The 20,557-nt window shown below is 49.9% G+C and carries 18 protein-coding genes and 1 tRNA gene; 11 read left to right on the forward strand and 8 right to left on the reverse strand.

The genetic code is table 11. The annotated features are described in order from the left end of the window. Positions 1-54 precede the first annotated feature (54 nt). A complete protein-coding gene (locus ACR0QV_RS06285; protein ID WP_432635497.1) occupies positions 55-984 on the forward strand; it encodes a GGDEF domain-containing response regulator in 930 nt (309 codons plus the stop codon). Positions 985-1,047: 63 nt separating this feature from the next. Here the strand turns inward: ACR0QV_RS06285 and ACR0QV_RS06290 are convergent, their stop codons facing one another. Next, a complete protein-coding gene (locus ACR0QV_RS06290; protein ID WP_432635499.1) occupies positions 1,048-1,410 on the reverse strand; it encodes a fluoride efflux transporter FluC in 363 nt (120 codons plus the stop codon). Positions 1,411-1,480: 70 nt separating this feature from the next. Beyond that, entirely contained in the window at positions 1,481-3,025 is a 1,545-nt protein-coding gene (locus tag ACR0QV_RS06295) for a phosphoglucomutase (protein ID WP_432635501.1), read from the reverse strand. Positions 3,026-3,136: 111 nt separating this feature from the next. Between ACR0QV_RS06295 and ACR0QV_RS06300 the strand changes: the two genes are divergently transcribed. From ACR0QV_RS06300 to ACR0QV_RS06310, 3 genes are all read left to right on the forward strand, one after another. After that, the gene (locus tag ACR0QV_RS06300) at positions 3,137-3,835 is read left to right on the forward strand and encodes a hypothetical protein (RefSeq protein ID WP_432635503.1); all 699 of its coding nucleotides are present in this window, start codon (positions 3,137-3,139) and stop codon (positions 3,833-3,835) included. 6 nt (positions 3,836-3,841) lie between these two features. After that, on the forward strand, positions 3,842-4,741 hold the full coding sequence (gene murB / locus ACR0QV_RS06305; RefSeq protein ID WP_432635505.1) for a UDP-N-acetylmuramate dehydrogenase: 900 nt from the start codon (positions 3,842-3,844) through the stop codon (positions 4,739-4,741). A gap of 81 nt (positions 4,742-4,822) precedes the next feature. Continuing rightward, positions 4,823-4,900: transfer RNA gene (locus ACR0QV_RS06310), tRNA-Asp, on the forward strand. 201 nt (positions 4,901-5,101) lie between these two features. On the opposite strand, the gene ACR0QV_RS06315 is transcribed toward ACR0QV_RS06310, so the two are convergent. After that, positions 5,102-5,590 (reverse strand): deoxycytidylate deaminase, encoded by a 489-nt coding sequence (locus ACR0QV_RS06315; protein WP_432635507.1) that lies wholly within the window; start codon positions 5,588-5,590, stop codon positions 5,102-5,104. A 92-nt stretch (positions 5,591-5,682) separates the two neighbouring features. On the opposite strand from ACR0QV_RS06315, the gene ACR0QV_RS06320 reads away from it, so the two are divergent. Both ACR0QV_RS06320 and ACR0QV_RS06325 read left to right on the forward strand, forming a co-directional pair. Further along, the gene (locus ACR0QV_RS06320) at positions 5,683-6,975 is read left to right on the forward strand and encodes a POTRA domain-containing protein (RefSeq protein WP_432635509.1); all 1,293 of its coding nucleotides are present in this window, start codon (positions 5,683-5,685) and stop codon (positions 6,973-6,975) included. A 103-nt stretch (positions 6,976-7,078) separates the two neighbouring features. Further along, positions 7,079-7,603, forward strand: a complete 525-nt coding sequence (locus ACR0QV_RS06325; RefSeq protein ID WP_432635511.1) for a ferritin-like domain-containing protein — start codon at positions 7,079-7,081, stop codon at positions 7,601-7,603. 43 nt (positions 7,604-7,646) lie between these two features. Here the strand turns inward: ACR0QV_RS06325 and ACR0QV_RS06330 are convergent, their stop codons facing one another. Beyond that, positions 7,647-8,876, reverse strand: coding sequence for a protein-glutamine glutaminase family protein (locus ACR0QV_RS06330; protein WP_432635513.1), 1,230 nt, complete (start codon positions 8,874-8,876; stop codon positions 7,647-7,649). Positions 8,877-9,028: 152 nt separating this feature from the next. On the opposite strand from ACR0QV_RS06330, the gene ACR0QV_RS06335 reads away from it, so the two are divergent. Then, on the forward strand, positions 9,029-11,389 hold the full coding sequence (locus tag ACR0QV_RS06335; protein WP_432635515.1) for a sodium-translocating pyrophosphatase: 2,361 nt from the start codon (positions 9,029-9,031) through the stop codon (positions 11,387-11,389). Between the two features lie 65 nt (positions 11,390-11,454). Here ACR0QV_RS06335 and ACR0QV_RS06340 read toward each other — a convergent pair whose 3' ends face one another. Together ACR0QV_RS06340 and ACR0QV_RS06345 are read right to left on the reverse strand one after the other, a co-directional pair. Then, positions 11,455-12,270, reverse strand: coding sequence for a hypothetical protein (locus tag ACR0QV_RS06340; protein WP_432635517.1), 816 nt, complete (start codon positions 12,268-12,270; stop codon positions 11,455-11,457). Between the two features lie 9 nt (positions 12,271-12,279). After that, entirely contained in the window at positions 12,280-12,789 is a 510-nt protein-coding gene (locus ACR0QV_RS06345; RefSeq protein WP_432635519.1) for a hypothetical protein, read from the reverse strand. A 225-nt stretch (positions 12,790-13,014) separates the two neighbouring features. Here ACR0QV_RS06345 and ACR0QV_RS06350 point away from each other — a divergent pair, with 225 nt between their 5' ends. Continuing rightward, a complete protein-coding gene (locus ACR0QV_RS06350) occupies positions 13,015-13,869 on the forward strand; it encodes a hypothetical protein (RefSeq protein WP_432635521.1) in 855 nt (284 codons plus the stop codon). A gap of 49 nt (positions 13,870-13,918) precedes the next feature. Here ACR0QV_RS06350 and ACR0QV_RS06355 read toward each other — a convergent pair whose 3' ends face one another. After that, the gene (locus ACR0QV_RS06355) at positions 13,919-15,964 is read right to left on the reverse strand and encodes a M3 family metallopeptidase (RefSeq protein ID WP_432635523.1); all 2,046 of its coding nucleotides are present in this window, start codon (positions 15,962-15,964) and stop codon (positions 13,919-13,921) included. A 68-nt stretch (positions 15,965-16,032) separates the two neighbouring features. Between ACR0QV_RS06355 and ispH the strand changes: the two genes are divergently transcribed. From ispH to rlmB, 3 genes are read left to right on the forward strand one after another with little or no spacing between them, the layout of a single operon-like run. Then, entirely contained in the window at positions 16,033-17,724 is a 1,692-nt protein-coding gene (ispH, locus tag ACR0QV_RS06360; protein WP_432635525.1) for a 4-hydroxy-3-methylbut-2-enyl diphosphate reductase, read from the forward strand. 18 nt (positions 17,725-17,742) lie between these two features. Further along, positions 17,743-18,843: a 6-phosphofructokinase gene (locus ACR0QV_RS06365; RefSeq protein WP_432635527.1), complete on the forward strand. Its 1,101-nt coding sequence runs from the start codon at positions 17,743-17,745 to the stop codon at positions 18,841-18,843. A gap of 7 nt (positions 18,844-18,850) precedes the next feature. Next, positions 18,851-19,600: a 23S rRNA (guanosine(2251)-2'-O)-methyltransferase RlmB gene (rlmB, locus tag ACR0QV_RS06370; protein ID WP_428053388.1), complete on the forward strand. Its 750-nt coding sequence runs from the start codon at positions 18,851-18,853 to the stop codon at positions 19,598-19,600. A gap of 45 nt (positions 19,601-19,645) precedes the next feature. Here rlmB and ACR0QV_RS06375 read toward each other — a convergent pair whose 3' ends face one another. Continuing rightward, the gene (locus ACR0QV_RS06375) at positions 19,646-20,260 is read right to left on the reverse strand and encodes a pilin (RefSeq protein WP_432635529.1); all 615 of its coding nucleotides are present in this window, start codon (positions 20,258-20,260) and stop codon (positions 19,646-19,648) included. Positions 20,261-20,557 lie beyond the last annotated feature (297 nt).

Genomic DNA, 20,557 nt, shown 5'->3' on the forward strand with positions numbered 1-20,557 from the left:
TTATACGAAAAAGGGGGTATTGCGCGGGACGGTAATATTTAATTAAATATCCCTATGGAACACAATGCAAAAATTTTACTGGCGGACGATTCGCACGCTATCCGCTTTTTAGTTTCGGAAATTTTAACCAATGCCGGGTTTACCGTAATTGAGGCCGAGGACGGACAAGAGGCCATTGATAAAACCTACAAAGAAAACCCCGATTTGTTGATTTTAGATTACGAAATGCCCAAAAAGACGGGCTTTGACGTAGTGCGCGAGGTCCGCAGCCGCACGGGATATTTGCACACACCGATTATTATCTTTACCGCGGTGTCGGACAAATCCACCAAACTGGAAGGCTTGGGGCTGGATATTGACGACTATTTAACCAAACCCGCCGATGAGGACGAAATCGTCGCGCGCGTAAAACTGCTCTTAAAGCGCAACAAACAAAAAATGGATTGCAACCCGCTTACGCGCCTGCCGGGCAACCCGTCTATCCAAGCGCGCGTAGAGCAGGACATCGCCGCCGGGCACCCCTTTGCCGTGCTGTATTGCGATTTAAACAATTTTAAATCCTTTAACGATAAATACGGCTTTGAAGCCGGGGACCGCGTGCTAAAAACCGAGTCGCAAATTATCGTATCCGCCGCTATGCAAGACCCCACTTCTTTTGTAGGGCACATCGGCGGGGACGATTTTATCGTCGTTTGCGCGTTTGATAAGGCGGAAGCAATCGCTAAGGAAATCACCTCCAAAACCGACGCTGTCGCTCCGTCCTTTTACAACGACGAGGACCGCACCAACGGCTATATGGTTTCCACCAACCGCAAGGGCGAAACGGAAAAATTCAACTTCCTTTCCATTGGTATCGGCATTGTACACAACACCAAAAAACCGCTTACCTCGTTTGCTATGGTCAGCAATATCGGCAGCGAACTAAAATGCCTGGCCAAAAAGCACGAAAATGGCAGTTTTTACGTAATGGACCGCCGAGCTTAACCTTACATATATAGCAAGGGCCCGCCTCTTACCGGGGGCGGGCCTTTTTTATAAGCAAATTTTTTACAATACTTGGTGCAATTTAAAACCGCCCCACACCGCCGCCAAACAAACCGCCACATTCAGCAGCACATTTAGCCCGGCCCAAATAAATTCCCGGTTGTGGTACAGCGTAAGCGTATCCAGCGAAAAAGAGGAAAACGTCGTAAACCCGCCCAGCACGCCAACTATCAAAAACAGCCGCCCGGGGTGGGTAGAAGATTCAAAATACGGGGCTAAAAAGCCGATTGCCAAACTGCCCAGCACATTAACAGCCAGCGTAGCCCAATGCCCGCGCCACGATAAAAGGGCTCCCAACACCGTTACGCCATAGCGCAAGGAGGCGCCCACAAAACCGCCTAAACCGACATATAGAAAATTCATCATATACTTTATTTTACCAAAACAAAAGGAGCGGGCCTTTTGGGGCCCGCTCCTTCTATCAAGGTTATCCTTTTTACGCCAACAGCCGTTGGGCCTGTTTAATCAGTTCGTCCAAATGCTTTTGGCTGATAAAGGTTTCGGCATAGATTTTTAAAATATTTTCCGTGCCGGAAGGCCGCACCAGCAACCACGAGGACTGCAAATAAATTTTAATGCCGTCCGTATCGCGCACGCGGGTTACCCTTTCGCCCGCCACCTGTTGGAGCGTGTCAAAATCCGCCGCCTTTAAGCCCTTTACACGCTTTTTGGTGGCTTCATCAGTCGGAATATCCACACGCGTATAATAGGGCGTGCCGTACTTGGCGGTCAACCCGTCGTATAACGCGGCGATATCGCCCTCTACGGCAGTAATTTCCATTAACAGGCACACGGCCAAAATGCCGTCCTTTTCCGGCGTCCAGCCGCTGACGGACATCCCCGCGCTTTCCTCTCCGGCCAGCACATATTTGCGCTTTACAATGCCCTCTACAAAGTATTTAAAGCCAACATTTACCTCGTCTAATTTGAGCCCGTGGTCCGCCGCAATGCGGTCTAGCAGCGATGTCGTGCCCAAGGTCCGCCCAATGGAATAGGCTTCGCGCACCTTTTGGTGGCGGTACAAGTAATCCGCCATTACGCACAAAACGTGGTTCGGCGGAATTAAACCGCCCTTTTGGGTAGCACAGCCGAAGCGGTCCGCATCCGGGTCGCTGGCGCCTGCAAAATCATAGGTGCCGTCCTCCACCAGTTTAATAAGCGGGGACATCGGGTATTTGGACGACGGGTCCATACGGATTTTGCCGTCGTGGTCAATGGGGATAAAGTAGAAGGTCGGGTCCTGCACCTTGCTGACAATTTCCACATTGTCCAAGTGGTATTTTTCCTTAATGGCTTCGTAAAACGCTAAACTGCTTCCGCCCAGCGGATGAATAGCAAATTTAAGCGGGGAAGCGGCAATCTTTTTAAAATCAATAAATTTGGCAAGCGCCGTAATATAGGGCGTAACCAAATCGGCCTGCCGGATAAGCCCCTGCTGGCGCGCCTGGGCAAGGTCCAAGGATTTGATTTCGTCCGTATGCGCCATATAGTAGTTGGCGTACGTTTCAATTTGGCCTGTTACCGCCGCATCCGCCGGCCCGCCGTTAGACGGGTTGTATTTTAAACCCATATCCTGCGGCGGGTTGTGGCTGGCGGTGCCGTTTAACGAAGCACTCGCGCGGCCATTAATAATTTCAAAGGAAAAAACAGGCGTAGGCAAGGGCATATCAGGCAAAATAACGGTAAGCCCGTTTCCCGTAAGCACCTCGGCGCACAAATTGGCCGTATCGCGCGACATTAGGCGCGTATCTCCCCCCACCAAAATCGGCCCCGTAATATGCTGTTCCTGATGAATACGCGCCACCGCCTGCGCAATCGCGCGGGCGTGCAAGGCGCAAAAACCCGTACCTAAACTGCCCCTATGCCCCGAAGTACCAAACTTTACGGGCACGGGCGTGCCTTTCGGGTTAAAAAATTGTTCTCTTAATGCGTTTACGTCAATTCTTTCTTTTGTCAGAGTTCCGGCTAATTCGCTTACCATAGTTCACTCCTAGGCGGTCGGCTCGTTGTCCTTATCCGCCGGACGGGTTGCACATCCCCCCGTCATTTTCTATCATATTATATATCTTGCAATTTCGCAACGGAGAAAACTATGAAGAAACTTGTAGCCCTTTTGTTCGCTTTTTTCACCTTGGCGGGTTATGCTTCCGCCACTAATATTGCCGACGATTTCCGCGCGCATTATTCCGCCTCGTCCGACTTGTCCGCCTATAACAAAGACATTAACGCTATGATTGGCGTGGCCGATTTTCACACCGGCAGAGGCACCACCTTCCCGGGTTTTGACATCGGTGCTACGTTAAGCGCCGTTAAACCCTCCGACAAGAACAATATTACGTCTGACGATTACCTGTATGTCGGCTTTATTACCGCGGAAACCAAAATCCCGGTGCTGGACTTGGGTGTTGTAGTGCGCGGCACGGATATGAACGGCTTTCAATCCTTGGGCGGCGGTTTAAAATACAACTACGATTTGTTTGATACGATTCACCTGTCCTTGGCGGGCTTTTATGACCGCGGCAAGACCGACTGGTACACCACGGACCACTATTCCGCTTCCGCCGTGGCTTCTATGAGCGTGCTGTTCTTTACTCCGTATGTGGGCGTAGGCTACGACTATGGCGAACTGAAAACCCGCAACCTGGGCGAAGAACGCTCCACCTCGGACGGCGCTGTGCGCTATACGGCGGGCGTAAATGTAAAACCGTTCCCGTTCGTCTATATGTTCGGCGCTTATACTTATACGGCCGACAACCACGCCTTACAGGGTGGTATTGGGCTTAACTTTTAACCGGATATGGATTACAAGCAAGAATTAAAAAATTTCTTTGGCGAAAACTGCCTCTTTAACGAACCGATGGCCCAGCATACCACTTACCGGGCGGGCGGTCCGGCGGAGGTGTATGTTTATCCCCAAACACGTGAGGAGTGGAGTTTTGTTCTAAAACTGGCCCGCACCGCCAATATTCCCTTGCGCATTATCGGCTTTGGTTCCAATATTTTAGTAAGCGGCAAGGGCCTTGGCGGCATTGTTTGCTCCACTAAAAAAATGAACAACATCCGCGTAGAGGGCGACCACATCCGCGCCGAGGCCGGGGCCGCGCTTGATAAAGTATGCGAACTGGCCTGCAAGGCGGGGCTTGCCGGTATGGAAAAATTATCCGGCATCCCGGGCAGCGTGGGCGGAGCCGTATATATGAACGCGGGCGCGTTCGGGCAGGAAACCTTTGACTGCTTGGAATATTTTGACGTAATAGATTTGGAAGGCCGCCCGGCCACTTTATTAAAAGAAGACGTAAAATTTGGCTACCGCCGCGTGGAAGGCATTGCAAACTGCATTATTTTGTCTGCCTGCTTTAAACTGACCAAGGGCGAATTTACACAACTTATAGAAACCCGCAACACAATCCAGCACAAACGCGTGGAAAAGCAACCCTTGGAATATCCTTCGGCCGGGAGCGTGTTTAAACGCCCGGTGGGGGATTATGCTTCGCGCCTGATTGACGACACGGGCCTGCGCGGGTTATCCGTAGGCGGGGCCAAAGTGTCCGAAAAGCACGCGGGATTTATTGTTAATTTCAACCACGCCACGCCCGAAGACATCAAGGCATTAATGGACCAAGTACGCCAAAAAGTGAAGGAAAAACACGGTGTGGAGTTGGAATTGGAACAAATTTTGTGGGGAAATTTTGATTAATTTCCCTATACAAATAAAGTTCTTTTAAAAAGTGTTGACGTAAACGAAAGAATTAGTTAAAATATATATGTAGCAAGTAAAGGAGTCGTGGTGTAGCCTGGTTAACACGCTGCCCTGTCAAGGCAGAGACCGCGAGTTCGAATCTCGTCGACTCCGCCATTTGAAACAAATACCCGCCTAACGGCGGGTTTTTTATTGGGTAAAAACAAACGGGGTTCCGGCCGTAAAAGATTTTGTTGGGCAGTGAATCGGCACAAGGTGTCGTGCTTTTACAGCCCACCGAAGCCGTTAAAAACGGGGACCGCATTTTTTAGTTTTAAAAAGTCGTGTAGGAATTTTCCCACACGACTTTTAGCAAATTTAATACCCTCGCGTTCCGTTTAAGGACTCGTCGTTATCCACCCAGTCCTGCACGTTAATCACGCGGTAATCATTTTCCGTATCGCGGATGACCACCTTCTCTATCCCTGCGTTAATCACCATACGCTTGCACATAGAACAACTGGATGAATTTTTAATATATTCCCCGGTATCTGCTTCGCGCCCGGCCAAATATAGGGTCGCCCCCAGCATTTTATCGCGCGGCGCGCTGATAATGGCGTTGGCTTCGGCGTGTACACTGCGGCAAAGTTCGTAGCGTTCCCCGCGCGGAATATTTAATTGCTGGCGGATGCAATACCCCAAATCGGTGCAATTCTTCCGCCCGCGGGGTGCCCCCACATACCCGGTAGAAATCACTTCGTCATTTTTGACGATAACCGCCCCGTAACGGCGGCGCAGGCAAGTGCCGCGCTGGGAAACCACATCGGCTAAATCCAAATAATAATTTACTTTATCACGCCTGGGCATAGCCCCTCCTAGTATCTTTGTTGGTTATTATAGCAAATATGTTTTAAGCAATAAATTACCTACCGGTAAGTATAAAAGATATAATCTTATATATGAAGATTTTTCTATCCCTTTTATTTGTTTGTTTTTCTCTTTCTTCCTTCGCCCAAACGGTGGGCGAAGTATCGGCCTCGTCCACGCGGATGAGCCCCCAAACGCTCCAAAAACTGTTTCTGCTAAAACCGGGCGATGCGTTTACGCCCGAAGCATACGACAAAGCACAGGACGACTTGCACAATTTGCGCGTATTTAAAAAGTTGGACTTTTCCACCACCGAGCAGGGCGACAAAGTAAACATTTCCATTGACGCCCAAGACGGCAGTTATATTTTTCCCCTCGCCTTTGCGGCGGGCGGAGCAAAAAGTGCGGCGGGTGTTTCGCTTGCCGGCGGCAACCTGTTTAAGCAGGGCGAAAGCACCTTTCTGTTTGTGGGCGGAAGCCAAGACGGCGTAACCGCCAGCGCGGGGATTACCCAAGGGGATGACCATTTATCCATAGGATATACTAAACTGAATTTTGACCAGCGTTTTTACAGCGGCTACCGCTCCAATATGTTTGGCGTGTTCTCCACCACCGACGACGAGGACGAATACACCAACGATTTAAAGGCCCAAGTCCACTCTAAAAAAGAGCAATTTTCCGCCACCTACTCGCACCGTTTTTCCCGTACCGTCCGCGCGTTTATCCGCCCGGAATACGTCCGCTATGCGTATTCCGCCCCGGGGTTTGATAACGGCAACCATAACCAAATTACCTTGGGCCTGCGCCTGACGGATGATATCCGCCAAGGGACCAATATGGGCGCACTTTCGGGCTACGGGCTAACCGATAAAGAAAAAAGCCTGCGCAATCTCCCCCACGCCCGCCAAGGCTACGCCGCCGATATTTTTTATACGGGGGGCGGAAACTGGACGGGAAGCGATTATGATATCGCCAAACTGGGCGTAAATGCCGCTTGGGTATTAGAACTGAAAAACCGCCATATGCTGATTGTGCAAGGCAAGGCGCAAGATGCGTTTAAGGCGTCTTTTAGCGATGAAGTTTTATCTGCTGGTTTACTCACCTTTGGCCGTTATGACCGCCAAATCCGCGGTGAAAGAGGCCTTGGCGTTGGGGCCTCATTTGTCTATTATCTCTTGCGCAACAATACGGGGCTTTTGTCCTTGGCTCCGTTTTACGAAAACGCCTACATCTATGCGGGCGGCGGATACCGCGCCCACAGCGGCGCCGGGGCGACTTTATCCTACAAATTGTGGCGTTTCCCGCTCCCGGTGGGGCTAAACTATACCCATAACTTGCAAGACGGCGGCGACCTCGTTGGCTTTATCATAGGCGGGGCCTTTTAACTAACCTTTTTTATCCCAAGGCAAAGGCCGCTCCAACTGCTATACTGGCAGTAAGGGGCGGCTTTTTTGCGCACCCGACAATAACCAAACAGGGGGTAAAAATATGGGGATGAAGGGAAAAGAAATCGTACACAGAGCAGGGGTAGATGTGCAAGCGTTGGTAACGGCTTTAAATAAAGCCTATTGCGATGAGTGGCTGGCGTACTACCAATATTGGGTAGGTTCCAAAGTAGCCACAGGCGCGTGCGCCCCGAAACTGATTGCGGAAATGGAAGAACACGCCGCAGAGGAATTGGAACACGCCGGGAAATTGGCCAAGCGCATTATAGAACTGGGCGGCACGCCTGTTTTGGCCCCGCAGGATTGGTACAAGGAAAGCACCTGCGGCTACTTGGTGCCCAAGGACGGCGAGTCAAAAATGCTGCTTGCCCAAAACCTGCAAGGCGAACGCTGCGCCATAGAGGTTTATAACAAACTCTTGGATATGGTAAAGGACAAGGACCCGATTACCTTCCACTTACTGCGCCAAATTTTAGAGGACGAGGTGGAACACGAACAGGATTTGGAGGATATCGGCCTGGATATTAAAGACATTACAGGCGGAGATTGTGGCTGTTGCGCCGGATAAACATCTGGTAAAAAGCCCCGCCAATTAGCGGGGCTTTTTTAAATCATTTTCCAACCGGGTGGGGCGTATAAGTCCGTCCGTCTTTTACAATATTTTTGCCTTGTCTGGCGTCCGGGCTGACAATGCGTTTTTCATCCGTCTCCCGCAACCGAAACGGCCTTAAATACATTACCGTCGTTTTAGTATCAAACTTTTTAAGCCAAGCGGAAAATTCCACGGGCTCCTTAAACAAAAATTTATCTATCACCACGGGTACAAATTGCCCGCTACGCCGGCTTACGGCCAAGGTTGCGGCGTGGTATTCCCATTGTGGGTATTTTTGCCCGTCCGGAGAAACGAAATTCATTTTTCCGTCCGCCGCCGTCAAATACCTGTTCTTCTGCGAACGCATTGTAACTTCATACAAGCGCAAATTGCTGTTACTCCGTCCGTTTACTTGGGTAACCACCGCGCGGCAAATTTTGCGGCACGAAGCATAAGTGCAGGCGGCGCACTCGTCCGTGGCGGGACGGTAAGAATATTGCTTAGCGCTGGAATTATACCGCCCGGCGGTTTTGTCCAACACCTCTAAATTGGGCGCGATATCTTCGTACAGCACCACTTGGCGGCTTAATTCTTGCAAGGACGCTTGCATATATTTTTTAAAGAAAGCCTTATCCTCCGCGGGGATAGACGCAGTCCATTTGGCACGGGCCAAGGTAAAACCCGCACGCCCGGTCTTTCCGGCGGAGTTTTTTAAGGTATTTAAAAAAGCCGCCTCTACATAGTCATTTTTCAAATCGTCCGCGTTGTATTTGGGCAGCCGCGCTTGGCTGAAATAATTAGCCAACCGGGCTTTGATTTCCTTTTTATGGCTGTTGTAAAAGGATAAACTATCCTGCACATTAAAACTGTCGCGCATATGTTCAAAAGTATCCAACGCGCCAAAATAGTTTTCGTCCAAGTGCGCAGGTGCCTGCGTTTCCCCATACACGGCGGCGGAAATGTACATTTGATACAAATATCCCGCCATCGCCGAAACAATATCGGACGAATCAAACCAATAGCCTATCCGTTCCCAAGTCCCCACCGGCTCCACCACCCGGTTAGAGACCGGGTAATAGCGCATCCAAGCCAAGCGGTTTAAGCCCGGGTTCTTTTGCGCGAACACGGAACCCGCCATTTTGCTTTTTAACTGCGTGTAAAAGGGCGACGTAAGCCGCTGCGCCTGCGCCGAAACGCCCAGCAGGCCTAACGTGCCTAATAAAATAAAAAATTGTTTAAGTTTCTTCATACCGTATAGTATAGAAAACAAACCGCCGCGCTTCAAGGGGCTTTGGGCCCCCTTTACATAGGTCCAAAGGCCTAATTTTCCCCAGCGCCGTTTGGCGGATTATTTATTATAATATAGGGGAAGTTTCACTTCCGTTCAAAAGGAGATACGCTATGTGGTATGGAATATCGGCCCTGCGCACCTTTGAACAATACGCGCTGTTCGGCGTACTGTTTATTGCGGTGCTGGGCCTTTTGTATGCCTTATTTTTGCGCAAGCAGGTCATCCGCGAGGATTGCGGCACCCCGGAAATGTTAAAAGTATGGGGCGCTATTAAGGAAGGCGCCAACGCCTACTTAAAAAGACAACTAAAAACCATTTTGCCGCTGATTGGGTTGCTGACGGTTTGCTTATTTTTATCCGTCTATATTGTGCCCGTCTCGCAGGATTCTATGGAACGCTTTGCCGGGTTATCGCCCGAAAAAGTAAAACTCATTGCCGCCTTTGGCCGTGCGGGGGCTTTTATATTGGGTGCGGTCTTTTCGCTTTTGGTCGGCCAGTTGGGTATGCGTATTGCCGTGGATGCGAACGTCCGCGTGGCGGCGGCTTCCAAACGCAGTTTTGGCGACGCCTTGCGCATTGCCTACCGCGCCGGAACCGTTACGGGTATGCTGACGGACGGACTGGGGCTCCTGGGCGGAACGGTTATCTTTATTATCTTTGGTATTGCCGCGCCGGATGCGCTGTTGGGCTTCGGTTTTGGCGGTACGTTACTGGCCTTATTTATGCGTGTAGGCGGCGGTATTTACACCAAAGCCGCTGACGTAGGTGCAGACTTAGTCGGCAAGGTGGAAGCAGGCATCCCGGAGGACGACCCGCGCAACCCCGCCGTGGTGGCCGATTTGGTGGGCGACAATGTGGGCGACTGCGCCGGTATGGCCGCCGATATTTTTGAATCCTACGAGGTTACCATTGTTTCCGGCCTTATCCTGGGGATTGGGCTGTGGCGGATTACGGGCCACCACGAGTGGATTGTTTACCCCCTCTTGGTGCGCGGTATCGGCGTGTTATGCTCCATTATCGGTACCTATGCGGTAAAGGATTCCAAACGCTCCGCCGGGAACGCAATGAAGGCTATTTTTAAAGGCTACAGCATTTCCGCCGCCATTTCCGTGGTAATCTTCGGCGTGCTCGCATATTATTATATGGACCAAGTGCCCGGCGGCTGGTGGAGACCGTTCGCCGCTACCACCATTGGTATTATTTTGGCTATCGGTATTGACCGTTTGACCGAATACTTTACGGGAACGGAAAACAAACCCGTACAGGAAATCAAAAAATCCACCGCCACGGGCTCGGCCACGACTATTTTGTCGGGCATTGCGGTAGGTTTTGAATCAGCCGTATGGACCACCTTGGTCATTGCGGCCTCTATCTTCTGCTCCGTCTTTATCTTTGGTACAATTGACGGCCTGACGCCTGCTGAAAAGTTTAACTTTATCCTCTACGGTGTAGCAATGACGGGTATCGGGATGCTGACCCTGACGGGCAACAACGTGGCGATGGACTCCTTCGGCCCGATTGCCGATAACGCCAACGGTATCGGCGAGATGAGTTGGCACGGACAAGAGGACGACGAAACCAAAAAAGCCCGCCAGATTATGGCAGACTTGGACGGCGTAGGCAACACGACCAAGGCCATTACCAAAGGCGTGGCTATCGGTTCTGCCGTAATTGCGGCGGTGTCGCTGTTTGCCTCGTATATGGTGGACGTAAGCAACGTACAACGCTTGCTTAATGACGCTTGGGCCGCCGCAGGCGAAAGCAAGGTGCTTACGCTTTTATCCCAAGTGGGCATTGTGGTTTCCAACCCGGTGGTATTCGTTGGGATGCTTATCGGCGGGGCCTTGCCGTGGCTGTTCTCGTCCTTTGCCATTAACGCCGTTAGCCGTGCGGCCGCACTTATCGTGCAGGAAGTCCGCCGCCAGTTTAAAGGCGGCGTGTTAGAAGGCAAAACCAAGCCGGACTACACCCGCGCGGTAAACATTTCTACCGTCGCCGCACAAAAGGAACTGATTATTTTGGCCTTGTTAGGCATTGTCTCCCCGGTGGTGGTGGGACTTGCGTTTGGTGTGGAAGCCTTGGGCGGCTTTTTAGCCGGGATCATCGTTTCCGGTCAGTTGCTCGCGGTGTTTATGTCCAACGCGGGCGGTGCGTGGGATAACGCCAAAAAGGTGGTGGAAGACGAACCCACCGATTTGGCGGCCAATACGGGCAAGGGCTCCGAACGCCACAAAGCCAGCGTAGTGGGCGATACGGTGGGCGACCCGCTCAAAGATACGGCGGGCCCGGCGGTCAACCCCTTGATTAAGGTGGTAAATATGGTAGCCGTTATCGTGGCGCCGATTATCGTCAATTACCACAACGATTTTACCCCCTTGGGCAAAATCGGCTGGGTAGTGGTAATTGCGCTTTTGGCGGTGTTGGGCTGGGCCATTTTAACCAGCAAAAAACCCGCGCAAGAAATTAAATAAATATTACAAAAGGGCGACCTAAATATTTTAGGTCGCCCTTTTGTCAGCAAATCTTCCCATACTCTCTAAAACCGCAAGGTTGCCCCTACCGTAAAAGTAAAGGATTTTATCGTATAGTCTGTCTCTTCTAACGCCAACTGTAACCACTGATACCGTCCCTCTGCCCCAACCGAAAAAGCTTTGCTAAGAGGTATGTCTATTCCAAGGCCTAAATAATATAATAAGCCATTATCATCGTGTTCATCAAAATACTGGTATCCTTGTCCATAGTCATTTCTGTGGTACTCTACTCTTTGCTGTTTAAGAGTTCCAAGCCCAAACCCAAAAGGGATGTATAAAAAAGAATCCCTAGCGTGAATCCGGCCCGATAACAAGACTTTTTCCGTTGTGTTTTTTACAGATTTTTCTTTCCAAGTCGTCGGTCCTCCCCACCAGGAACTACGAGTTTCCGTTCCAACAATCACCCTATCCACATCTTCGCGCCCATACGTTAATCCAACATCTAGCCACGGGAGTGGAGCATACCAGGCTGATAACTCATACCCTTTGGCTGGGGTTTTGTTAAACCACCCCCCGCCATCATACTTTCCCGAGGTATAAGCATACGAAAATCCCCAATGAGGACGAGAACTTTTCTGTTTTACTTTACTAGTATTGCCTTTGCTATATCCCGATTTATCTAGTAGATTTAATTGATAAGTCGGATCAATTTCGCGCGCTTCTTGAAGCCACTGGGAAATTTCTTTGCCCGTTTCTAAATCCACTTTTAAAATACTTCCCGGTTCCAACGGTTCTAAGGCATAGGTCTTCCCTATTGGCTGCGCCAAAGAAAGCAAGGGAAAGAACAACAAATAGCCCCATATGAAAATATATTTTTTCATAAATAGGCCCTATTTATTATTGTTTAAAATTTCAGCTTTCCACTTAAAGTTTACCAAATCTTCCGGCATAGATTTGATATTCGTAAAAGTGCCTTTATATCCTGTTACAATAATTTGGTCCACCTCGTGCAAGCAAAGGCTTTTAATACCAAAAATGCATAATTCTTTCTTTTTGACTGCCAAATATCTGGGCGCAATTATTGTATCAGCATTGTCTTTGCTAATTGCATCATAAACAGCGCCACGAGTGCAAGCGTTAGGAGCAAAATTTCCCTGTTCACTTTGCAAAGGCAAGCCATAAGTTTGTTTTTCAGGTTCTTTTTTAAAAATGCCGAACCATTTTTCACACTCTGCTACACCACTAACCACATTTCCAACTCTAACTTCGGCTTGCATTGGATAAACTTTAATAGCATCTGTATTCGCCAAAGTTACGCCATCGCGTCCATTATGATATTGGGTAGAAGCACAACCTACACCACAAATAGCAAACAACACAGCCACAAGAATTTTTTTCATTTTACAACTCCTTTTGTTTGGTTTTAAATGGCCCTAATCCTTTTTATAGCGAGTTGCAAAGCGAGGTGTGCGGGGGGATACTAAAAAGCCATTCTCTCACCATTTAACAAAAAAAAAAAATAAATACAACCCCTCTACAATAAAGCAGCCAAAAAGGCATTACAACCAAACAAATTTTTAATAAGAGAATCTAAAACGCGGGGATTTTTTTGGTATGATATGGATATGACTATTGCGATTATTGTTATTATGCTTGGCGCGGGCGTAGGCCTTTGGGCCACCACGCGCACCCGCACCGCCCAACTGGCGCAAATGGCGCGCCTAAACGGGTGCCGCTTTGATAAGGAAAAGGACACCGTTACCACCGAACTGACGGCAGGACGGCTGGAATTTTTTACGCTCTTCTTCCACCAATACCAAAACGTCAGTACAACATCGGACAATTTGGCCTTTATACGCGTAGCCGACGACAATATTTACACAGACGATAACCCCAAAACCAAACCCGTCAAATTAACGCTCTTTACGGCGGAACTGAAAAAGCGGCAATTCCCCGCGCTTAAAATTGCGCCGATAGACTCGCTGTTTGCGCCGTCGCAATATGCCCTGATGAAGACGAACATCCCGGCGGTGGACAGCCGCTACCGCGTACACGCCCCCACTCCGGCGGCGGGGCTGGTATTAACTCCCTTTTTAATCGGGCTTTTAAAAACGCGCGGAAATATTTATTTGGAATTAAACGACAACGCGCTCATTTATCACGAAAATGCCTGCATTTCGGTAGAGGATTACCAATCCTTCCGCTTCCGGGCAATGCAGATTTTGCACGAACTGGAAAACGCGCTGATTAAGTTGGAGCAAACCGACCCTGCCAGCACGGCCACCTTATCGCCCAAACCGCAGGACGAAGCCGAACTGCGCGCCGAAGCAATGCTAAAAGCGCTTTGCGCCCCGCGCGAAGCCACCCCGCAAACGGAAAACAGCGGTTTCCGCGGTGTGTGGATTATTATGCTGCTTGCGGTACTTTTAGGCATATCGCTTTTATCCTGGTTTGCGCTTAACAACTGGGTGCAACGGTAAAATTTAACATAAAAAATCCGCGCTCTATAAAAGCGCGGATTTTTTTGTTTTAGTTAATACCTAAACTCTTTAAAAACGCCTTGTCGTTATATGGCCTATCTAGGAATTTCTCCACCATTTCGTTTTCGTCATACACCGTACCGGGCGTGTAGATATATTTACGCAACTTGGCCCCTAACTCTTCATTAAACAGTCCTTCTGCCTCAAAGCGCGAAAAAATATCCTGCGCAATCACCAAGGACCACGCATACACGTAGTAGCCCACATCGTACGGGTCGGTCAAACTCATAATATGCCCGAAACTCGCCTGCGGATAGGTGCCCTTTGTCATCGGGATACCGCTGATGTCCTTCATCATTTGGCTATACAGTTTGGTGGAATCCACGCGCTTATCCGCGGTGTGCAAGGCCAAGTCGTACTGGCCCAAAAAGTTCTGCCGCAGAAACGATGCCGCCACGCCCACATTTTTGGACTTTACCAAGGACGAAATCAATTCGTCCGGCAAGGCTTCGCCCGTTTTATAATGGGCGGAAATCTTTTTAAGCACTTGCGGTTGCCAAGCCCAATTTTCCAGCAGTTGGGAGTGTGCCTCAATATAATCCCACGCCACATTGTCGCCCGTAAGCGTGGCGTATTTGGACGTAGCCATAGACATTTGCAACACGTGCCCGAACTCGTGGAACAAGGTTTCCACTTCGCTATGTTCCAACAGGGACGGCACCCCGTTGCCCGCCGGGGTAAAGTTCGCCGCAATCACTACCGACGGCGTCTGCATTTGCCCGTCCGGCAGTTCAAAGCGGTCCACAAAACTCCAAGTGGCGGCGTGGGTATATTTGCCGTCGCGCGGGAACAAATCTAAGTAAAAATCGGAAATCAGTTCGCCCGTTTTTTTGTCCTTAATTTGATAGACAATCACATCCGGGTGCCAAGTGGGCAAATCCGCACGGGTAAACGTAACGCCGAAGAGGTTGCCAAATACGTCAAACATCCCGCTAATTACTTTATCCGTGGGGAAATATTCCTTAATTTTATCGTTATCCACCTGATAATATTTCTTTTTATACTGGTTGCTCCAATACGGCAAATCCCACGCGGTCATTTCGTCCGATTTTTGCCCGGTGGTTTCCTCTTTTAGTTTTAAATAGGCTTGTATATCCGCCTGGGCAAGGGGAGTAACTTCCTTTTGCAAATTCTTTAAAAACGCTTCCAAGGTTTCGTAATTTTTTGCCATACGCACCGGGAGCACATAATCGGGGTACCGCTTAAAACCGAGCAAGGCAGCCTGCTTGCGGCGCAGTTCCACGGTATCTTCCAACAGTTTTACGTTTTCCTTTCCGCCGCGGCGGGCAAATTTTTCCTGCAATGCTTTGCGCGCCTTTTCGCTCTTGGCCGAGGACATAAACGGGTTGTAATCCGGGTATTTTAACGTAACGATATATTTCCCGTCCTTGGTGCGTTCCAAGCGGTTGATATAGGTTTCGCCCAAACCGTCCAATTCCTCGCGCGTAACTACCAGTTCATCCTTGTAATTATTCAAATTTACGTTATACTGGGTAATTTTGTTTAACCGCTCGGTGTTTAGTTTGGCATACGCTTCGGCATCCTTTTCGGAAAGCGCCATTCCGGCCCGCTCAAAGCGTTCCAGCCATTTGGCCAGTAAGCGCGCGTCCTCGTGGTTTAACTGAGGTTTTGTGTCCGCATATTCCTTTAACGCCTTATACACATCCTTGCGCGCAAAGACGGAGAGTTTTTTGTCCACACCCTTGGCCTCCAAATTGGCGGCGGCTTCGCGCACGTCCGCGTTTTGGTGGAAATACGATAAGAGCGATAAATTCTTGGGTACAAACCAATACGAGGTATAAGCATCTTCCAAAGCGCGCACCGTATTGGTAAAGTCCCGCTTGTCTGCCGGGATAGTGGCCAAAAAGTTCAAATTGATATCCAATTCTTCCGCCGCGCGTTCTTCCAGCGCGGAAATTTCCTGGGGCGTATAGTCAAAGCGGAGGTGTCCGTTTTTAAACATATCGCCGTATGCGCCTGCAAAAGCGGCGCAAGGCAGCGTTAAAGCCGCCACACCCATTATTATTTTGTTCATAGGTAAATTATAGAAAATCCGCCCCCGCCGGGCAAAAAACAGGGCGCGGAATTTCCTATAATATATATATGGAAAAAGAACAAGACGTAACCGTAGCCAAGAGCGCGGGCTTTTGCCCCGGCGTCAAACGCGCCATTGATAAGGTGCTGGAATTGGAAGCCGCCGGCAAGAAGCCTGTTTACACTATCGGGCCGCTTATCCACAACAAACAAGTTACGGATATGCTGGCCGCCAAGCAAATCACGTCCATTGACCGCCCGCAGGAAGCGGCGGACAAATCAGGCGTGCTGGTTATCCGCGCGCACGGCATTACGCCTTCGTTCCAAAAGGAAGTGGAGTCCTGCGGTATGGAAGTGGTGGACGCCACTTGCCCCTTAGTGAAACACGCGCAAAATATTATTGCCAAATACGCCGAACAAGGCTATCATACCGTGATTGTGGGCGACGGCGGGCACGCCGAAGTTATCGGCCTGTTGGGCTACACCCAAGGCAAGGGAACGGTTGTTTCCGGGCCGGAGGAAGCCGCCAAACTCCCCCATTTTGACAAAGTAAACGTCGTTTCGCAAACCACGCAAAAGGAAAGCGTTTTTTACGAAACCGCCGAAGAAATTAAAAAACACGCGGACGAGTGCCAAATTTCCAACACCATTTGCCAGCCGACCAAGGACCGCCAAAAGGAAACCATTGAACAGGCCAAAAACGCCGATTTGGTAATTGTAGTAGGCGGCCGCCACAGCGCGAACACCGCGCGCTTGGCCCTTTTGTGCAAGGGCTTGGCCCCCGCCGTGCAACACGTGGAAACCGAGGACGAAATAGACCCGCTCCCCGTAGTCCGCGCCAAAAAGATTTTTATTACCGCAGGTGCCTCTACGCCCAACTGGGTGATAGACCGCGTAGCCGCCCGAGTGCGCGAACTGCGCAAGCCGGACCCAAAATCCGTTTTATCCCATTTGCCGGAAATGATATGGCACTTTTTGGTGCGCAACTGTTTTTACACCGCGTGCGCGGCTACCGCGCTTACCTATGTATGTATGCGCCTAGCCAGTGTGCCTTCTAACGGGTTGCTGTTGGCCTTTGCGGGCTTGTTTGTCTATGCACTAACCGCCTTTAACCGCGCCACCGAAGCACAACCCGGGCAAAACAAACGCTTTTTAACGGTGGCCAGCGTAATCGCCGCCTTGGGCGCCGCTGTTGTCGCTCTGCTACTTGGCAATGGGGCCGCGGTACTGGGGATTTTATTCTTAGCGTTGGGCTTTGCCTATCCGTTTAGGCATTTACTCAAACTGCAACTTTTATCGCTTCCCGGCACCAAAGACATTGTAACCGCCTTGGGCTGGGCGTATGCGTGTGCGTTTTTACCCGCGTATGCCAACGGACTTTTGCTAAGGAAGGCCTCGTATGTGGCTATTTTTTACACGGTTCTGCTCGTTTTTATGCGTTCGGTAACGCTGGGATTTACTTCGGCAAACAAGGACCTTATCATCGGGCGCGAAAGTTTCTATAAAGCCTTTGGGATGAAGAAGACCAAATGGGCCGTTACGCTTATTTTACTTGCCTTAACGGCGGCCTTGGGCACGCTGCTATCTATGACTTGGAAGCCCGCCTTGGTGGCAATGCTGTTACTGGGGCATTTATACACCGTTTTTATTGTAATATATTATTATAGTAAGACTACCACCCGCAGCGTAAAAGATGAAACGCTGATTGACGGCCAATTTTTTGTACTGTGGGCGTTAAGCGCATTAGCCGCTTATTTGTAATTTGGAGGGGATAAAATTATGACCATTAAAAGAATCGGTATTTTAACCGCCGGCGGGGACTGCCCCGGTTTGAACGCCGTCGTGCGCGCCGTCAGCAAAAACGCCTTGCGCCACGGCATTGAAGTTTTGGGCCTTAAAAACGGCTTTGACGGACTCGTACGCAACGAATTTATCCGCATTACGGACGAAACCGTCTCCGGCATTTTGACCTTGGGGGGCACTATTTTGGGCACCAGCAACATCGCCAACCCCTTTAATTATACGCTCCCGCCTTTCGGCTCGCCGGAAACGCCGCGCGATTTGTCTTCCGTAGCGATGCACAATTTTAAAGAAAACCAGTTGGACGCCCTTATCACTATCGGCGGCGACGGCACCTTGCATATGTCCCAGCAGTTTGTGGATTTGGGTATGCCGATTGTAGCCGTGCCGAAAACGATTGATAACGACCTGTCCGCCACCGACCAAACCTTCGGCTTTGACTCCGCCTTGGCGATTGCCACCGAAGCCATTGACCGCCTGCACACCACGGCACAGAGCCACCACCGCGTGATGATTGTGGAAACGATGGGCCGCTATGCGGGCTGGATTGCCTTGCGCTCCGCCTTGGCCGGCGGGGGCGACATTGTGCTCATCCCGGAAATTCCGTACAACGAGGATGTTATCGTCAACTCCATTTTGGAACGCCGCAGTAAGGGCAAGAATTTCAGTATCGTGGTAGCCGCCGAAGGCGCCAAGAACGAACAGGGCGAACAAACCGTCGCCCGCACCCTACCCGGCAGCACGGACCCGATTCGCTTGGGCGGCATTGCGGCCAAGTTAAGCAATATGATTGAGGACCGCACCAAGATTGAATCCCGCGCCTGCGTACTCGGACACACCCAAAGAGGCGGCACGCCTACGGCCTTTGACCGCTGGCTTTCCACCCTCTACGGCGCCAAGGCCCTGGAAATGGTATTAGAGGGCAAATTCGGCTATATGGCCGCGTTTAGAGATTTCAAAATTACCGAAGTAAAAATTACGGACGCTATTTCCGATTTGAAACGCGTGGACCCGAACGGGGACGAAGTAAGAGCCGCGCTGGAAATCGGTATGAGTTTCGGCTCGTCCACCATTGGTTGAGGAAAAAATGCAAGATAATTTAGATATGATTTACGGGATTCACCCGGTGATGGAAGCGCTGAAAAGCAAAAAGCGCAACGTTACGCAGTTGTATGTGTCGGACAGTAAGGCCGGCCACCGCGCGGTGGAGGAAATCATCCGCCTGGCCAAACGGTGCAACGCCAAAATTGACCGCATTGACAACAAAACGCTGGACCGCCTGACCCGCAACGCCAACCACCAAGGGGTAATGGCTAAAATCCAGCCCATTAAATTAATGAAACTTTCCACCGCTATGTACGAGGCCGACGGCAACAAAAAGGACCTCTGGCTGGCCGTGGACGAAATGACCGACCCGCAAAACTTGGGCGCCATTATCCGCAGTGCGGCCTGCTTGGGATTTTCCACCATTATTCTGCCGCAACGCCGCACGGTGGGCATTACGCCTGCGGTGTATAAGGTGGCGTGCGGAGCGATTGAAAATATTAACATTGTGGAAGTAGCCAACCTGTCTGCCGCGTTAAACGACTTAAAAGAAGAAGGCTTCTGGGTTTATGGGGCTGATATGGCCGGTAAACCCATTAACACAATGGACTATGCTTCCCCGGCGGTGCTGGTAATCGGTTCCGAAGGGTTCGGCATCCGCGAAAAGACGGCCGAAAACTGCGACGAAATTATTTCTATTCCGCAAAAGGGCGGCGTGGAAAGTTTAAACGCTTCCGCCGCGGCGGGTATCATTATGTACGATATGATGTCCAAAGTTCAGTTAAAAAAATAACTGTAACTCTCTTAGTAAAAGCCCCGCTTCCGCGGGGCTTTTTTATTACATTACTCTACACATATTACTGCCGCAAAGCGATTTGCAAAGGCCCTTCTTTCCAACAGGGGCATCGTCGTCCTCTCCACAAACCCAATGGATATCCTCGGAATTTTCATCTAAATCGTCCCAATCGGGTACAAAAGCATAGGTGGATATTGCATCATCACATTTACCGTTAATCACTTCGGTTACGGCAAAACCAACCCAATAGGCGTGCGTATAACAATAATGATTGCTCTTTACTCCGCCCATAATTTCATTTGTTTCCGGGAAAGGCAAATCCTCAAATAAATCACAATCGTCTGTACCCGACAAAACGCACATTTTGTAATTATTGGATATTTTACGCAAGGTTACCAATACTTCCGTAACGCGGGCCTTTTCCACCGCTTTATTGTATTGCGGCAGAGCCACCGCCGCCAAAATACCAATAATAAGCACTACGACCAAAAGTTCAATAAGTGTAAAACCTGCTGTTGCCGTGCAGACAGGTGTTGTGGTGTTGTCATTCCCGAGTGTCGTAGTCGGGAATCTGTCGTTTTTCTTTTTTAATAACAACGGATCCCCGACTAAATTCCTCGGGGATGACGACAACAAACTATTCATAAAACCTTTCATTTTTTCTCCTTGTTTAGGCCTTTATATTTGGGCAAAACGGCCTTTTATACGCGTTTTTATACGGCGGATACATCCGGGTACGACCACCGCAATTTATCAAAATTTTAACCAAAAAAAAAACGAAACAACCCCTTTAAAATAAACGACGGAAAAGCCACGACAGATCCCGGATAAAAACCTTCCGGGATGACGGCGAAAAACACAACAAAATAAGGGCGTCGTCCTGAACTCGTTTCAGGACCTACCGCTGGGGTAATTAGTCATTGTCGTCATCCTGGAAAGTCGTAGTCCAGGATC

It is taken from the genome of Candidatus Avelusimicrobium sp. (assembly GCF_050873505.1).
Classification (GTDB): Bacteria; Elusimicrobiota; Elusimicrobia; order Elusimicrobiales; family Elusimicrobiaceae; genus Avelusimicrobium.

Bases quoted from the DNA above. Each gene is read 5' to 3' on its own strand.
- ACR0QV_RS06325 (WP_432635511.1), top strand. From the start codon at position 7,079: ATGGGGATGAAGGGAAAAGAAATCGTACACAGAGCAGGGGTAGATGTG.
- ACR0QV_RS06330 (WP_432635513.1), bottom strand. From the start codon at position 8,876: ATGAAGAAACTTAAACAATTTTTTATTTTATTAGGCACGTTAGGCCTG.
- ACR0QV_RS06320 (WP_432635509.1), top strand. From the start codon at position 5,683: ATGAAGATTTTTCTATCCCTTTTATTTGTTTGTTTTTCTCTTTCTTCC.
- ACR0QV_RS06340 (WP_432635517.1), bottom strand. From the start codon at position 12,270: ATGAAAAAATATATTTTCATATGGGGCTATTTGTTGTTCTTTCCCTTG.
- rlmB (WP_428053388.1), top strand. From the start codon at position 18,851: ATGCAAGATAATTTAGATATGATTTACGGGATTCACCCGGTGATGGAA.
- ACR0QV_RS06365 (WP_432635527.1), top strand. From the start codon at position 17,743: ATGACCATTAAAAGAATCGGTATTTTAACCGCCGGCGGGGACTGCCCC.
- murB (WP_432635505.1), top strand. From the start codon at position 3,842: ATGGATTACAAGCAAGAATTAAAAAATTTCTTTGGCGAAAACTGCCTC.
- ACR0QV_RS06300 (WP_432635503.1), top strand. From the start codon at position 3,137: ATGAAGAAACTTGTAGCCCTTTTGTTCGCTTTTTTCACCTTGGCGGGT.
- ACR0QV_RS06350 (WP_432635521.1), top strand. From the start codon at position 13,015: ATGACTATTGCGATTATTGTTATTATGCTTGGCGCGGGCGTAGGCCTT.
- ACR0QV_RS06335 (WP_432635515.1), top strand. From the start codon at position 9,029: ATGTGGTATGGAATATCGGCCCTGCGCACCTTTGAACAATACGCGCTG.
- ACR0QV_RS06290 (WP_432635499.1), bottom strand. From the start codon at position 1,410: ATGATGAATTTTCTATATGTCGGTTTAGGCGGTTTTGTGGGCGCCTCC.
- ACR0QV_RS06355 (WP_432635523.1), bottom strand. From the start codon at position 15,964: ATGAACAAAATAATAATGGGTGTGGCGGCTTTAACGCTGCCTTGCGCC.
- ACR0QV_RS06345 (WP_432635519.1), bottom strand. From the start codon at position 12,789: ATGAAAAAAATTCTTGTGGCTGTGTTGTTTGCTATTTGTGGTGTAGGT.
- ACR0QV_RS06295 (WP_432635501.1), bottom strand. From the start codon at position 3,025: ATGGTAAGCGAATTAGCCGGAACTCTGACAAAAGAAAGAATTGACGTA.
- ACR0QV_RS06315 (WP_432635507.1), bottom strand. From the start codon at position 5,590: ATGCCCAGGCGTGATAAAGTAAATTATTATTTGGATTTAGCCGATGTG.
- ispH (WP_432635525.1), top strand. From the start codon at position 16,033: ATGGAAAAAGAACAAGACGTAACCGTAGCCAAGAGCGCGGGCTTTTGC.
- ACR0QV_RS06375 (WP_432635529.1), bottom strand. From the start codon at position 20,260: ATGAAAGGTTTTATGAATAGTTTGTTGTCGTCATCCCCGAGGAATTTA.
- ACR0QV_RS06285 (WP_432635497.1), top strand. From the start codon at position 55: ATGGAACACAATGCAAAAATTTTACTGGCGGACGATTCGCACGCTATC.